This window comes from Roseateles sp. P1_C1_2, from assembly GCF_056406535.1.
Genome location: NZ_JBFUAB010000040.1, coordinates 1 through 13,553, shown reverse-complemented (window position 1 = coordinate 13,553; position 13,553 = coordinate 1). Strand labels below are relative to the sequence as shown.

Annotated in this window: 13 protein-coding genes; 7 read left to right on the top strand and 6 right to left on the bottom strand. The window is 68.6% G+C overall.

All coding sequences use genetic code 11. The annotated features are described in order from the left end of the window. Positions 1-48: 48 nt before the first annotated feature. Positions 49-1,110 (top strand): hypothetical protein, encoded by a 1,062-nt coding sequence (locus AC1D2H_RS28985; protein ID WP_477937091.1) that lies wholly within the window; start codon positions 49-51, stop codon positions 1,108-1,110. Here the strand turns inward: AC1D2H_RS28985 and AC1D2H_RS28980 are convergent. Together AC1D2H_RS28980 and AC1D2H_RS28975 are read right to left on the bottom strand one after the other, a co-directional pair. Continuing rightward, positions 1,104-1,871: a TIGR03915 family putative DNA repair protein gene (locus tag AC1D2H_RS28980; protein WP_478013297.1), complete on the bottom strand. Its 768-nt coding sequence runs from the start codon at positions 1,869-1,871 to the stop codon at positions 1,104-1,106. The two genes, AC1D2H_RS28985 and AC1D2H_RS28980, sit on opposite strands and share 7 nt — an antisense overlap. Beyond that, entirely contained in the window at positions 1,871-3,124 is a 1,254-nt protein-coding gene (locus AC1D2H_RS28975) for a putative DNA modification/repair radical SAM protein (RefSeq protein ID WP_478013296.1), read from the bottom strand. The genes AC1D2H_RS28980 and AC1D2H_RS28975 overlap by 1 nt, the downstream gene beginning before the upstream one ends. Before the next feature lie 98 nt (positions 3,125-3,222). Between AC1D2H_RS28975 and lplT the strand changes: the two genes are divergently transcribed. Further along, positions 3,223-4,503 (top strand): lysophospholipid transporter LplT, encoded by a 1,281-nt coding sequence (gene lplT / locus AC1D2H_RS28970; protein ID WP_478013295.1) that lies wholly within the window; start codon positions 3,223-3,225, stop codon positions 4,501-4,503. A 2-nt stretch (positions 4,504-4,505) separates the two neighbouring features. Here lplT and AC1D2H_RS28965 read toward each other — a convergent pair whose 3' ends face one another. After that, complete coding sequence (locus AC1D2H_RS28965; protein WP_478013294.1) at positions 4,506-5,747, bottom strand: glycosyltransferase family 4 protein; 1,242 nt, start codon at positions 5,745-5,747, stop codon at positions 4,506-4,508. A 113-nt stretch (positions 5,748-5,860) separates the two neighbouring features. Between AC1D2H_RS28965 and AC1D2H_RS28960 the strand changes: the two genes are divergently transcribed. Genes AC1D2H_RS28960 through asd form a run of 3 tightly spaced genes read left to right on the top strand, consistent with a single transcriptional unit; the run spans position 5,861 to position 9,052 of the window. Next, complete coding sequence (locus tag AC1D2H_RS28960; protein WP_477937103.1) at positions 5,861-6,475, top strand: Mpo1-like protein; 615 nt, start codon at positions 5,861-5,863, stop codon at positions 6,473-6,475. Between the two features lie 4 nt (positions 6,476-6,479). Further along, positions 6,480-8,135 (top strand): aminotransferase class III-fold pyridoxal phosphate-dependent enzyme, encoded by a 1,656-nt coding sequence (locus AC1D2H_RS28955; protein WP_478013293.1) that lies wholly within the window; start codon positions 6,480-6,482, stop codon positions 8,133-8,135. After that, on the top strand, positions 8,135-9,052 hold the full coding sequence (asd, locus tag AC1D2H_RS28950; RefSeq protein WP_478013292.1) for an archaetidylserine decarboxylase: 918 nt from the start codon (positions 8,135-8,137) through the stop codon (positions 9,050-9,052). The genes AC1D2H_RS28955 and asd overlap by 1 nt, the downstream gene beginning before the upstream one ends. On the opposite strand, the gene AC1D2H_RS28945 is transcribed toward asd, so the two are convergent. Genes AC1D2H_RS28945 through AC1D2H_RS28935 form a run of 3 tightly spaced genes read right to left on the bottom strand, consistent with a single transcriptional unit; the run spans position 9,039 to position 11,686 of the window. After that, positions 9,039-9,917: a UDP-2,3-diacylglucosamine diphosphatase gene (locus tag AC1D2H_RS28945; RefSeq protein WP_478013291.1), complete on the bottom strand. Its 879-nt coding sequence runs from the start codon at positions 9,915-9,917 to the stop codon at positions 9,039-9,041. The genes asd and AC1D2H_RS28945 overlap by 14 nt on opposite strands. Positions 9,918-9,964: 47 nt before the next feature. Then, positions 9,965-10,618, bottom strand: a complete 654-nt coding sequence (locus tag AC1D2H_RS28940) for a DsbA family protein (RefSeq protein ID WP_478013290.1) — start codon at positions 10,616-10,618, stop codon at positions 9,965-9,967. Between the two features lie 42 nt (positions 10,619-10,660). Then, on the bottom strand, positions 10,661-11,686 hold the full coding sequence (locus tag AC1D2H_RS28935; protein ID WP_478013289.1) for an alpha/beta hydrolase family protein: 1,026 nt from the start codon (positions 11,684-11,686) through the stop codon (positions 10,661-10,663). A gap of 100 nt (positions 11,687-11,786) precedes the next feature. On the opposite strand from AC1D2H_RS28935, the gene AC1D2H_RS28930 reads away from it, so the two are divergent. Both AC1D2H_RS28930 and AC1D2H_RS28925 read left to right on the top strand, forming a co-directional pair. Beyond that, on the top strand, positions 11,787-12,797 hold the full coding sequence (locus AC1D2H_RS28930; protein ID WP_477937934.1) for a LysR family transcriptional regulator: 1,011 nt from the start codon (positions 11,787-11,789) through the stop codon (positions 12,795-12,797). Positions 12,798-12,861: 64 nt separating this feature from the next. Further along, positions 12,862-13,419 (top strand): 2'-5' RNA ligase family protein, encoded by a 558-nt coding sequence (locus AC1D2H_RS28925; protein ID WP_478013288.1) that lies wholly within the window; start codon positions 12,862-12,864, stop codon positions 13,417-13,419. The last annotated feature ends 134 nt before the right edge of the window (positions 13,420-13,553 follow it).

The following is a 13,553-nucleotide window of genomic DNA, read 5'->3' as shown; positions in this document are numbered from 1 at the left end:
GGACGCGCGTGGGCGGGACAGTGCCGCATCGACCTGCGAGGCCCTGTCATGCCCAAACCCCTTCTGAATCACGCCGCCTGCTCCCTGCTCGCGGCTCTGACCCTGGCCGCAACGGCCAGCCAGGCGCAGGATGACCAGAAACCCGAGCGCTGCGGCAAGGCGGGAGGACCGGAACGCTTCGTTGCCTTCCACGACAACTATGGGCTCTGGAACCAGATGAGCAACAACGGCTGGGCGCCGCGCGATGAGCGGGCCTTGCGCGGGCAGGTGTCGGTGAAGTACTCCCTCGTGAACTGCCCGCAGCGGCGCAACGAGAAAACCCGCGCACTGAAGCCCGCACCGGCCGCCGCGGATACGGCAGACAGCGCCGGCGTCGTCCAGCCACTGGAGGCCGACAGCAAGCGCCCCGACTTCTGGGAACGACTGCGCAGCGCCGAGGTGTTCGTCTCCTATACCAACCGCTTCGACTTCTATGTGGGCTCGCGCGACTCGGGGCCGGTCATCAACCGTGTCAACAACCCCGGCCTGCACCTGCGGCTGCCGGCCAGCCTCTTTGGCGGCGACAACCGCGGCGCCTGGCAGCTCAGCTTCGAGCACATGTCCGACGGCCAGGTCGTCGAGCCCGTCAGCAACGCCGACGACCGGCTGCACGCCCAGCGGGCCTATGAGCGCGGCGATCGCCATTTCTTCGACACCATCAGCCGCGGCATGAACTACGTGGCGGTCCAGGGCGAATGGGTCTGGGGCGCACAGGACGACAGTGCCCCCGTCTACGACGTGCGGGCCAAGCTCAAGGCCTATGTGAGCAGCGACTCGGCCATCACCTGGGGGCCGCTGGCCGGTCAGGGTTTGAAGTTCGCCGACTACGAACGGCTCACGGTGCGTGCCGGCGCGTTCTGGCCCGGGCTGGGGCGCTTTGAGCTGACGTCGCAGATCGGTGACAGTGGCTTCAGGCACGCCTCGCACACCATCGGCTGGCAACCGCAATTCAATTGGGGCGCCGTCAACCTGCCGATCTATCTGCAGGCGCATTTCGGCCCGATGAACACGCTGTCGAACTACACGCAGCGGCAGAACTCGATCGGCATCGGCCTGCGCCTCGCCTACTGATCACGCGGCGCCAGCATGCCGGCCTCGCGCTGGGGCGCTTCGCGCACCAGTTCGCTGATGAGCGTGGTCTCCGGCATCAGCGCCCAGTAGCGCACCGGCATCTCCTTCTTCATCGCCGCGACCTTGAGGCGGGCCGGGTTGAAGATGCTGCGGTAATAGGTCAGCCACAACGCTTCGCAGGCGTCTTGGGGCGGTGCGTCTTCACGACTCGCCGGTCCGGCGCCGGACAGGCGCTGGCCATCCCAGTGCAGGCAGCCCCGCGGCGTCAGGATGGCCCAGGGATGCTGGGCGAAGCGGCGCACGAAGAAGGGCGCGACGGCGCGCAGGATGTGATGGGTCGGCTCGAACCAGGCGACATGGCGGCGGCCCCCGGCGGCCTGCGCGTCGGTCACCTCGCGAAAGCGCACGAAGGCATGCATCTTGTGGATGTCGCGGTCCACCTGCCGGGCCAGTGATTGCAGGCCGCGGCGCTCGGCATCGAGCACGTCGGCCCACAGGCTAGCGTCGCGCTGCAGTCGGCGCGCAAAGGCGAGCAGGCGGGCGTAGCGTGCATCGTCGGCGTGCATGGCCACCCGGTGGCCGAGTTCGTCCCAGCCGTCGGGCGGCGCCCATGGCCGCGCCCCTGTCTCAGCGGCCTCGCCAAACAGCGCGGCCTGGGCGCCGACGTCGCGGGTCCAGCTCGCGTCACCGCCGGCCAGCAGCGCCGGCAGCTGCGCGGCAAAGCCGGCCCAGTCGGCAGGGTGACGCAGCGGCAGCTTCATCAGAACAAGGCGGTCTGCTCGGGCGCAAGCGCCGGCCGCGCCAGCGTCTGCACATCCGTCGCGCTCGGCCGGTGATCCACGGCGACCAGGAAAGGCAAGGCGCGCCGGGCCGCCGGGCCGAGGGCCAGCAGGTCGGCCCGGCGCACCCGGCGGCGCAGGCGTGCGGCCAGCAGCCTGTCGACCGAGGCGACGCCCAGACCCGGCACCCGCAACAGGGCCTCGCGCGGCGCGCGGTCCACGTCGACGGGAAAGCTGGCCGGATGGGCCAGCGCCCAGGCGAGCTTGGGGTCGTGGTGCAGCGACAGGAAGCCGGCCTCGGTGACGATCTCGTCGGCACCGAAGCCGTAGAAGCGCATCAGCCAATCGGCCTGGTAGAGCCGGTGCTCGCGCATCAGCGGCGCCGCCTGCGGCGGCAATGCCGCGCTGGCATGCGGGATGGGGCTGTAGGCCGAGTAATAGACCCGCCTCAGCCCCTGCCCCGTGTAGAGCCGGCTGGACAACTGCAGCACGGCGCGGTCGTCCGACGCATCGGCGCCGACGATGAGCTGGGTGCTCTGGCCCGCCGGCGCGAAGCTGGGCGGCCTGGCCGCGCGTGCCGCGGCGCCGGGCAGCGAGCGCACGGCCTGCGCCTCGCGCCTGGCCTCGCRCGCGGCCTGCAGGCGCAGATGGATGCGCGACATCGTGCGATCGATGCCGTCAGCATCCTTCTCGGGCGCCAAGGCCTTCAGGCTGGTGGCGCTGGGCAGCTCGACGTTGATGGACAGCCGGTCGGCATAGAGGCCCGCGCGCTCGACGAGTTCGGGGCTGGCGTCGGGAATCGTCTTCAGGTGGATATAGCCCTTGAAGTGCTGCTGCTCGCGCAGCCGCCGCGCAACTTCGATGACCTGCTCCATCGTGTAGTCGGGCGTGCGGATGATGCCGCTGGACAGGAACAGGCCTTCGATGACGTTGCGGCGGTAGAAGGACAGCGTCAGCTCCACGACCTCGTCGATGGCGAAGCGGGCGCGGCGCGTGTCGCTGGACTTGCGGTTGATGCAGTAAAGGCAGTCGTACACGCACCAGTTCGTCAGCAGCACCTTGAGCAGCGACACGCAGCGGCCGTCGGGCGTGAAGGAGTGGCAGATGCCGGCGCCGGTGGTCGAACCCATGCCGCGGCCATCGCGAGAGTCCCGCTTCTCGCCGCCGCTGCTCGCGCAGGAGGCGTCGTACTTGGCGGCGTCCGCGAGGATGGCGAGCTTGTCCTGAACTTCCATGGCGATACTGTATACAACTACAGCATTTCCATCCGTCACCGGAAGTTCATGCGCCGTTTCATCGGCGCTTCACGGCGCATAGCCACAGTGCGCCTCCTGTGCCCACCGCCACGACCGACCTCGCGCCCGCTGCCACCTCCTGTTCACGGCAGGCGCGGCTGCCGCGCGGCTTCGGCATCGTCATCGGCGCGCAGTTCGCGTCGGCACTGGCCGACAACGCGATGCTCATCGTCGCCATCGCGCTGCTGGTTCAGCAGGGCTGGCCGGCCTGGTGGGCGCCGCTGCTGAAGTTCGGCTTCATGCTGGCCTATGTGCTGCTGGCACCCTGGGTCGGCCCGCTGGCCGATGCCTTCGCCAAGGGACGCGTGATGGCGGCGATGAATCTCGTCAAGATGATCGGCCTCGGGCTGCTGGCCTGCGGCCTGCACCCGGTCGCCGCGCTGGCCGTCGTGGGCCTGGGCGCAGCGGCCTATGCGCCAGCCAAGTACGGCCTCATCACCGAACTGGCCGAGCCCGAGGCGCTGGTGAAGGCCAATGGCTGGATCGAGATCAGCGTCGTGTCCGCGGCGCTGCTGGGCGCCGTGCTGGGGGGTGCACTGGTCAGCCCCCAATGGCTGGGCTCGGGTCTGGCCGAGTTCTGCGACGGGCTGGATCTGGCCGCCGACAAGCTGACCGGCTCGCTGGCGGCGCTGCTGCTGATCTATGCAGTGAGCAGCCTGCTGAATGCGGGCATCCCGGACAGCGGCCAACGCCAGCGCAGCCAGGCGCATGACCCGATGACGCTGCTGCGCGAATTCCGCGCGGCCAATCGCACGCTGTGGCGCGATCGTGAGGGCGGGCTGTCGCTGGCGGCGACGACGCTGTTCTGGGGCGTCGGCGCGACCTTGCAGTTCGCGGTGCTGCGCTGGGCGGGGGAGRCACTCGACCTGCCCTTKAACCAGGCGGCGTATCTGCAGGCGGCCGTGGCGGTGGGCGTCATCGGCGGCGCCGCGGCGGCGGGTCGTTGGCTGGCGCTGCATCAGGCGCGGCATGGGCTGTGGGCGGGCGTGATGCTGGGCCTGCTGATGCCGGTCGTGGCGCAGGTCAGCGAGGTGGCCACCGCTGCTGTTGTGCTGGCCCTGGTCGGCGCCGTGGGTGGCGCGATGGTCGTGCCCTTGAACGCCCTGCTGCAGCACCGCGGAGCCACCCTGCTGAGCGCGGGACGGTCGATCGCCGTGCAGGGCTTCAACGAGAACCTGAGCGTGTTGGCCATGCTGGCCACCTATGCGGGCTGCGAAGCCGCGGGCGTGCCGATCGGGGTGACGCTCAGCGGCCTGGGACTGCTGGTGGCACTGGCGATTGCCGGCCTGATCTGGCTGGACTCGCGCCGGAGGCGCTAGCCTCAGGTCGCAGCTTGCAGGCCCGTCAGTCGGAAGGCCGGCTCGCGGTGCGCGATGGCGCCCTCGAGGACGGATTCAAAACGCGCCGTGATGTCGCCCCAGTCCAGCCGCCGCGCCGTCATCCTGGCCTGCTCGGCCACGGCACGCCGCGCCGCCGCGTCGAAGGCCGCCACGCGCGTCGCTGCAATGAAGTCCGACTCCTTGCCCGGCCCCGCCAGCCAGCCGTTCACGCCGCTACGGATCAACTCGCCGGCCGCCGCGCTTTCGAAGGCGACCACGGCGCAGCCGCTGGCCATGGCTTCGGTCGTGACGTTGCCGAAGGTCTCGGTCAGGCTCGCGAACAGGAACATGTCCAGCCCCGCGTAGTGCGCAGCCAGGTCGTCGCCGCTGCGCGAACCGGCGAAGACCGCTTCCGGCGCACGCGCGGCCAGTTCGGCGCGCATCGGGCCGTCACCGACGAACACCAGCCGCACTCGTGGTTGCACGGCCTTGACGGCCTCATAGGCGGCGAGCACGACGCCCAGGTTCTTCTCCGGCGCCAGTCGGCCCACATAGCCCATCACGAGATCATCCGGCCCCGCGCCCCAGCTCTCGCGCATCGCGGCGCTGCGGCGCGCGGGGTCGAAACGCTGGGCGTCCACGCCGCGCCCCACCACTGTCAGCCGCTCGAAGCCGCGGTCGGCCAGCAGCACGCGCATGGCCTCGGTGGGCACCATGGTGGCGTCGCAGCGGTTATGGAATTTGCGCAGATAGCCCATGATGGGCTTGGACAGCAGGCCCAGGCGGTAGTGCTTCCCGTAGGCGTGGAAGTTGGTGCGGTAGTCCGACGTGACGGGCAGCGCCAGGTGCTGCGCCGCCTGCAGGGCCGACCAGCCCAGCGGACCTTCGGTCGCGATGTGCACGACGTCGGGCCGCTTCAGCGACCACAGCTTCACGAGCGCCCGCTTGCTCGGCACGCCCATGCGCAGATTGGGGTAGAGGGGCACGGGCAGACCCTTGGTCAGCACCTCGTCGATGGCGGGGTTGCCGCTCGGTGACGGCGCCATCTTGGCGGACTGGCGCGGACGAACGAGCTGCACGTCGTGGTTGCGGCGGTTCAGGCCGTCGACGACGCGCGCCATCGACATCGCGACGCCGTTGACCTCGGGCGGGTAGGTCTCCGTCACCACCGCGAGCCGGCGCGAGTGGCGCGGTGCGGGCAGGTCGTCGACCAGGATGTCGTCGGTGTCGTGTGCGGATTTCATGCGCGAATGGTCACGCCGGTATGCAACAGAACGATGACAGCAGGACCGTCACGCCGATTTCACGCAAGCACCCCACCATCCGCCCCGCTTGCCACCCAACATGAGGACGGGACGTGAACGAGTTCTTCCAAACCCTGAAGACCCAGCGCTGGGACGACCACCGCTACTACCACCACAGCCGCATCAACCAGAGCCTGCACCTGATCAGCGCGCTGAGCTTCCTGGTGTCGTATGCGCTGCTGTTCGTGAATCCCGCGTGGGCCGCGCTGCTGGCCTGGTGCGTGTCGATGACGACGCGCCAGGCGGGTCACTTCTTCTTCGAGCCGCGCGGTTACGACCATGTCAACCAGGCCACCGACGAGTACAAGGAAGAGATCAAGATTGGCTACAACATCCGCCGCAAGATCGTGCTGATGGCGGTGTGGGTGGCGCTGCCGCTGGTGCTGTGGCTGTCGCCGTCGCTGGGCGGCCTGATCCAGCCGGCCGTGGGCCTGCCGGGCTTCCTCGAGGACGTCGGCATGGCCTGGTTCTGCCTGGGCGTGACGGGCCTGGTGTTCCGCGTGGTGCAGCTGTGGGTCACGCAGAACCTGATGCAGGGACTGGCCTGGGGCTTCAAGATCATCACCGACCCTTTCCATGATGTGATGCTGTACTGGAAGGCGCCGCTGTATCTGCTGCGCGGTCAGCTTATCGACCCGATGGACCACGTGGGCCAGCAGGCGCACTGAGCTGATGGACGAGACCCTCACCCTGTCGGCGCTGGCCCTCGGCGTGCTCGCGCTGCTGCCGGCGGTCAAGCGGCGCATTGAGCTGTCACGGGCCAAGCACCGGTCCCTCGCCGGTCACTCGCGCATGGCCAAGCGGCTGGCGCGCTGGGTGCCAGGCTATGCCTATGACTTGGCGCAGTTCTTCACGGCCGATGGTGCGCCGGAGCACGTCGCCTCGCAACGCCGTGCTGCGCTGCAGCGCCTGGGTGCCGAGTTCGACAGGCGCTTCGCGAAGACGCTGGCCGCGACCGAAGCAGCACGCGAGACCATCTCCGATCTGCGTTTCACTGGCCGCTACCGCGTGCCCTTCCAGTTCAGCCCGGTGCTGCGCGAGCACCTGAAGGTGGGGGCCTTCCTGCAGGTCAGCTCCGGCGTGCAGGTGGAAGACCTGGACGGCAACCGGTTCTACGACCTGACGGGCTCCTACGGCGTCAACGTGCTGGGCTATGACGCCTACAAGGCCTGCATCGACGAGGCCGTGGCCACGGCGCGCGAACTGGGCCCGGTGCTCGGTGCCTACCACCCCTGCGTGCTGGATGTGCTGTCGCGGCTGAAGGCCATCTCGGGCCATGAGGAGGTGAGCTTCCACATGTCCGGCACCGAGGCCGTCATGCAGGCCGTGCGGCTGGCGCGTTATCACACGAGAAAGAAGCGCCTGGTGCGCTTTGCCGGCGCCTACCACGGCTGGTGGGAAGACGTGCAGCCCGGCCCCGGCAACCCGCTGCCGCCGCGCGAGACCTTCACGCTGCAGGACATGGCCGAGCGCTCGCTCAAGGTGCTGGCCACGCGCCGTGACATCGCCTGCGTGCTCGTCAACCCGCTGCAGGCCCTGCACCCGAACGCGAATGCGCCGGGTGACTCCGCGCTGATCGACGGCAGCCGCCGCGCGAACTACGACAAGGATCAGCGAGAGGCCTATACCGCGTGGCTCAGGAAGCTGCGCGAGGTCTGCACCGCACGCGGCATCGTGCTGATCTTCGACGAGGTCTTCGTCGGCTTCCGCCTCGCGCCTGGCGGCGCGCAAGAGTACTTCGGCGTCAAGGCCGATCTCGTCACCTATGGCAAGACGCTGGGTGGCGGGCTGCCGGTCGGCGTGGTCTGCGGCAGCCGCGCGCTGATGACGCGTTACCGCGAGGACCGGCCCGCCGACATCTGCTTCGCTCGTGGCACGTTCAATGCCCATCCCTATGTGGTGGCCGCGATGGCGGCCTTCCTGAAGCACATCGAGCGCCCCGAGGTGAAAGCCCTGTACGACGGCCTGGATGCGCGCTGGAACGCCCGCGCCGAGCGCTTTAACGCGCGGCTGCAGCAGGCCGGTGCGCCGGTGCGCGTGGCGAACCTGTCGACCATCTGGACGGTGCTCTACACGCAGCCGGGCCGCTACCACTGGATGCTGCAGTTCTATCTGCGCAAGCACGGCCTGGCGCTGAGCTGGGTGGGCACGGGGCGGTTCATCTTCAGCCTGAACTACGGCGACGCCGAGTTCGAGGAAGTGCTGGACCGTTTTGCTGCCGCCTGTGCCGAGATGCAAGCCGACGGCTGGTGGTGGACGGCGCCCGAGCTCACCGCCAAGGCCATCCGCCGCAGCGTGTTCCGCGAGATGCTGAGCAATAAGTTCTGATGAAAGACCAGGAAGCAGCGCCCGCCCTGGCGGGCGGGAGGAACGGCAGCATCACGTCCCGGCCGGGCTGGTTCAAGCGCCTGGTGGCGCAGGAAGACCTGAACTTCCTGCTGACCAACCGCGTGCCACGCATCGCGCTGACGAAGTTGATGGGGCGTTTCTCGCGCATCGAGAGCCCGCTGCTGACGAAACTGACCATTCGCCTGTGGCGGTGCTTCATCCCGCTCGATCTGAGCGACGCCAGCCACACCGAGTTCCGCTCGCTGAAGGACTGCTTCACGCGCGAACTGAAACCCGGCTCGCGCGTCTTCGATGCGCGGCCCGAGGTCTTGGCCAGCCCCAGCGACGCCATCGTCGGCGCCACCGGCGTGGTCGAGCACGGTCAGGTCTACCAGGCCAAGGGCTTTCCGTACTCGACCGCGGATCTGTTCGGCCCGACGCAGGACGCGAGCACCTTCGAGGGAGGCCGCTTCGTCACGCTGCGGCTGACGTCGGCGATGTATCACCGCTTCCACGCGCCGGCCGACGGCACGGTCGAGCATGTGAGCTATCTGAGCGGCGACACCTGGAACGTGAACCCGGTGGCTTTGAAGCGCGTCGAGCGGCTGTTCTGCCGCAACGAGCGCGCTGTCGTGCGCATGACGCTGGCCAGCGGCCACGCCATTGCGCTGGTGCCGGTGGCGGCCATCCTTGTTGCCAGCATCCGCCTGCATTTCCTCGACGTGCTGCTGCATCTCGGCCGCAAAGGCGCGAACGAAATGCCCTGCTCGGCACCGCATGTCAAGGGCCAGGAGATGGGCTGGTTCGAGCATGGCTCGACCATCATCGTGTTCGTGCCTCGGGGCTTCGAGCTGGCGGATGGCATCGCGCCCGGCGTGCAAATCCGCGCCGGTCAGGCGCTGCTCAGACTGAGCTGACGGCGTCCGCTGCCGCGGCCTTCGCGGCCGCCGGCATCGGCAGCGCCACGGGCGTGGTCTTGGGAGCCGGCAGCATGCCCGGCAGCGCGGCTTCATCGCCGCGATCGATGATCTCCAGGCGGCCGTCGAAGTGCTCGACCAGCGCCGTCAGGCTCTCGACCCAGTCACCGTCGTTGCAGTACAGGATGCCGTCGATCTCGCGGATCTCGGCATGGTGGATGTGCCCGCAGACGACGCCATGCGCGCCACGCTTCTTGGCCTCGCGCGCCACGGCGTTCTCGAACTCGTTGATATAGCTGACCGCGCGCTTGACCTTGTGCTTCAGATAACGCGACAGGCTCCAGTACGGCAGCCCGCACTTGGCGCGGATGCGGTTGAACCAGCGATTCACCTTGAGGGTGAATTCGTAGGCCAGGTCGCCCGCGATGGCCAGCCAGCGCGCGCACTGGATGACGCCGTCGTAGAGGTCGCCGTGCGTGATCCACAGCCGCTTGCCGTCGGCCGTCACGTGCATGGCCTCCTCCATCACGTCAACGCCGCCGAAGTTGTGCGCGAGGTATTTGCGCGCGAACTCGTCGTGGTTGCCGGGGATGAAGATGACCCGCGTGCCCTTGCGTGCCTTGCGCAGCAGCTTCTGCACGACGTCGTTGTGCGCCTGCGGCCAGTACCAGGAGCGGCGCAATTGCCAGCCGTCGATGATGTCGCCGACGAGGTAGAGCGTCTCGCACTCGACGTCGCGCAGGAAGTCGAGCAGGGCCTTGGCCTGGCAGCCGGGCGTGCCCAGGTGCAGGTCCGAGATCCAGACGGTTCGCACCGACAGCGTGGGCGTGTCGGCGGCAGCAGCAGTGTCTTGCGTCGTCGGCATGGCGGGCATGCTGCCCGCCACTCATGACGCGCGCGTGAACGTGTGGCTCAGCCCATACCCTTGAACGGGCCGCTGCCCAGCCAGCGCTCGATCTGGGCCTGGCGGTCGTTGCCCCAGAAGGGTTCACCGTCGACGATGAAATGAGGCGCGCCAAACACGCCAGCGGCAACGGCGGCGTCGTTCTCGGCTTTGAGGCGGTTCTTCCAGACCAAGTCGCTCCAGGCGGCCTCGGCCGCGTCGGCATCAATGCCGGAATCGGCCAGCAGCCCCTTCAGTGCCTCAACATCATTGAGCAAGACACCGCGCGTGAAATAGGCGCGCAGCCCGGCGTGCGCCCACGCGACGGCGCGAGCCGGATCCTGGTCGTGCAACCACCAGAACACGCGCGCCGCGTTCTGCGTCGCGATCGGAAAGGCATCGGGCTGACGGTAGGGCAGTCCGGCGAAATGGGCTGAGCGCTCGAAGTCGCGCAGCGTGTAGTCGCGCTTGATCGGGTGAGCCACAGGTGATCTCAGCTCTGCAGCCTGGAAGGTCACGCCGAGCAGGATGGCATGCCATTGCACGCGCCGGCCATGCCGGGCGGCGACGGCCTCGACCCACTCCGAGGCGATGTAGGAATAGGGCGAGGAGAAGTCGAAATAGAACCGCACCGGCGCGCGCAGCACGGCGATGTTGTCGGCAAGAAAGCGGTCGTCGATCATGACGCGACCTTAGCCGCGCCCAAGCGTGCACCGCAGCGGTGCTTACGCCGAGTGCAAGCGTGCTGCAAGCCGAGGCGTCGCGGCTTCGATGGGCTCGAGCAGGCGCGGCCAGAGCTTGGCACCCAGGTCACGTCGGAAGGGGCCGAAATGCTCGATCTTGCTGACGCCCAGATCGGCCGGAGCGACGGCATGGCGCTGCACGCGCGCGGCGCTGAAATGGCCGGCCAGCGCGTCGACGGCGGCGGCCGGACCGAAGAGATGGTCGTCGGTGACGCTCCACAGATGCGCCGGGCCGGTAAACCGGTGGTAGCTGCGCTCGCGCGCCAGGCTTTCGTCGCCGAACAGGAAGCCGGGCTTTCGCCCCCACGCGGCCCATTCCAGCGCCGCGGCAGCAGGCAGGTTCTCGGCGCGCGGGCCGAGCATGCGGCCGGGCGCATGGCCGAACAGCCTCACTGCGACCGGCAGCATCAGATGGAAGAACAGCCAGGCCTGCAGGCGCGCGAAGCCCGACCAATGCCCCAGGTAGGCCACCTGGGCCGCAACGCCAAGCAGCGCGTCCACCTTGTCCTCGAAGCCGGGCACGAGGCCGACCGAGTTGCCACCCAGCGAATGCCCGACCCACAGCAGGCCGAGTTCGCGGCGCTGGGCCGCAGCCTCCTCGCGCCGACGCTTGTCTGCCGCGTGCAAGGCAGCGCCCATGTCCACCCGAGCCCAATCCCGCAGGCGCACGTCCTCGCCGGACTGCAGAGCCTGGCGCGAGGCAGCGATGCCGCGATAGTCAAAGCTCAACACGGCATAGCCGCGCCTGGCCAGCCACTCCGCGAAGTGGCGGTAATAGCTGGCCGGCACCGCCGTTGCGGCCCCGATCACGGCCACCGCGCGCACGCCGACAGCATGCGGGGGCTCGAACCACTGCGCCGCGAGCAGGCGGCCATCGCTGCAACGCAGCGGCGTCGGACAGACACGCACCTGCAGGTCGCGGGCATGGATGTCGTCCAGGTCCAGTGCACTTGCCGCCGGAATGGGCAGCGGCAGCGCATCGGCAGGGGTCAAGGGAAGGCTGTTCATCGGAACCTCGGGTCAGCGCGCTTGTGACGGCGGTGGAGGCAGTCTAGATTGGCAACTTTTCAAGCAGTAGAGCGTCCGCAAGCTCCAGATCGTCAACAAAATGTCGACAAAGAACCCCACCCCGCCTGGCGTCGGTCGACGCCGCCAGACCGCTGCCGAAGAGGCTTTGGACGCGAATGCGCTGGAGCTTTTCGCCCGCATTGCCCAGGCCGGCAGCTTTGCCCAGGCGGCGCGGGACCTCGGGCTGACACGCGCGGCGATCAGCCGCCGCATTGCGGCTATCGAGAACGCAGTCGGCCTGGCGCTGTTCGCCCGCAGCACGCGCAGCCTGGGCCTGACGGAGGCCGGCCGGCGCCTCCACGCCCGTGCCCGCGCCGTTCGTGATGCGGCAGAGAGCGCCCGCCTGGCCCTGCGGCACGCGCGCGACCAGCTCGACGGCACGATCCGCATCAGCGCCACCGCCGGTTTTGGCCGGCATGTGCTCGCGCCTTTGCTCGCGCGCTTCCAACTGCTGCACCCGGCGGTGCGCTACGAACTCTTCTTCACGGATCGCCGCGTGGACCTGATGCGCGAAGGGCTGGACATCGCGTTCCGCGTCACCAGCAAGCCACCCGAGCAATGGGTCGCCCAGCCGGTGCTGCCCTTTGTGGTGCGCGTCTACGGTCGCGGCCGACACCCATCTGCGCAAGAGCCCCAGGATCTCGCCAACGCGCCCCTGCTGCTGCTGGGCCAGGGAGAGGAGCCCCTCGTCACCGAGTGGCAGCACGACGATGGACGACGGCAGAGCGTGTCGCTGCAGGCGGTGGCCTGGGGCAGTGACCTGGACGGACTTGTCGCCCTGGCGCGCCACGGCGCCGGGTTGGTCATCGCACCGGATTTCTGCGTGGAGCCGCTGCGGGCGCTGCAGGATGAAGACGGCACAGTAGCGGCCGGGACGCCGAGCTTGGGCTCGTTGGCGGCAGCTGCGCTGGTGGACGTGCTGCCTGGCTGGCGCATGCTGGCCGGTATCGACACGGTGCAAGCGCTGACGCTGCCGCTTCCCAGCGGCTCGGAAACCGCACGTGCATTGGTTCGCTTTGTGCGGCAGTCGCTGGGCGGCGCTCGCTCGTGAGGGCTAAGGCGACTGAGCGGATGCCCCCGATTGCAAATGGTCTTGATGAGAGGCGAGGGCCCCGATGAGCCGGCCGCGCTACCTGTTCATGGCCTGCCCGTCGGCTAACGCAGGAGACTGCATCGAAACGGCAATTCAGGGACTCCATCTGGACCAGCGGTTGCGCACCTTGCTGGTTGCGCGCGCCAACTGGCATCAGTCACTGTCGGGTCGCTATTGGCCGGACGAGATGCCGGACGTGGAACAACTCCTGCTGCGGGCGGGTGGCTTGATCGCAGCGCACGCTGTCACCATGACGCTCAGCTGGATCGTCAGCAACGAAGGCCATTCCGCATTGAAGCCGAGAGGGATGCGGGCCGGATTCGTCGACCTGCTACGCGCCATCAGCGCCGCGCTCGCAAAGCAAGGGCTCAGCGCGTCGGCGCAGAACGCGCCGCACATCACCCTCAGCTATCGCGCCGCAATCGCCGATGCGCCCATCGCAATAGAACCCATCGATTGGACCATTGATCGCGTGCTGCTTGTCCGCAGCGAGGGTGACGGGGCGGCCTACCGCTACAGCGAAGTCGCGAGTTGGGAACTGGCTGCGGCGCCCTTGGCTCCGCAAATTGATTTGTTTTGAGCGGGCCTGAATTGGCGCTACGCATTCAATTCGGCAATAGCACCCAACGGGCATCCGAAATCTGCCCATGGCGGCGGGCGGCAGGCGGCAGGCGGCAGGCGGCAGGCGGCAGGCGGCAGGCGGCAGGCGGCAGG

Excerpts from the sequence above, each read along its gene's own strand:
- AC1D2H_RS28985 (WP_477937091.1), top strand. The coding sequence starts at position 49 with ATGCCCAAACCCCTTCTGAATCACGCCGCCTGCTCCCTGCTCGCGGCT.
- AC1D2H_RS28980 (WP_478013297.1), bottom strand. The coding sequence starts at position 1,871 with ATGAAGCTGCCGCTGCGTCACCCTGCCGACTGGGCCGGCTTTGCCGCG.
- AC1D2H_RS28965 (WP_478013294.1), bottom strand. The coding sequence starts at position 5,747 with ATGAAATCCGCACACGACACCGACGACATCCTGGTCGACGACCTGCCC.
- AC1D2H_RS28955 (WP_478013293.1), top strand. The coding sequence starts at position 6,480 with ATGGACGAGACCCTCACCCTGTCGGCGCTGGCCCTCGGCGTGCTCGCG.
- asd (WP_478013292.1), top strand. The coding sequence starts at position 8,135 with ATGAAAGACCAGGAAGCAGCGCCCGCCCTGGCGGGCGGGAGGAACGGC.
- AC1D2H_RS28945 (WP_478013291.1), bottom strand. The coding sequence starts at position 9,917 with ATGCCGACGACGCAAGACACTGCTGCTGCCGCCGACACGCCCACGCTG.
- AC1D2H_RS28940 (WP_478013290.1), bottom strand. The coding sequence starts at position 10,618 with ATGATCGACGACCGCTTTCTTGCCGACAACATCGCCGTGCTGCGCGCG.
- AC1D2H_RS28935 (WP_478013289.1), bottom strand. The coding sequence starts at position 11,686 with ATGAACAGCCTTCCCTTGACCCCTGCCGATGCGCTGCCGCTGCCCATT.
- AC1D2H_RS28930 (WP_477937934.1), top strand. The coding sequence starts at position 11,787 with ATGTCGACAAAGAACCCCACCCCGCCTGGCGTCGGTCGACGCCGCCAG.
- AC1D2H_RS28925 (WP_478013288.1), top strand. The coding sequence starts at position 12,862 with ATGAGCCGGCCGCGCTACCTGTTCATGGCCTGCCCGTCGGCTAACGCA.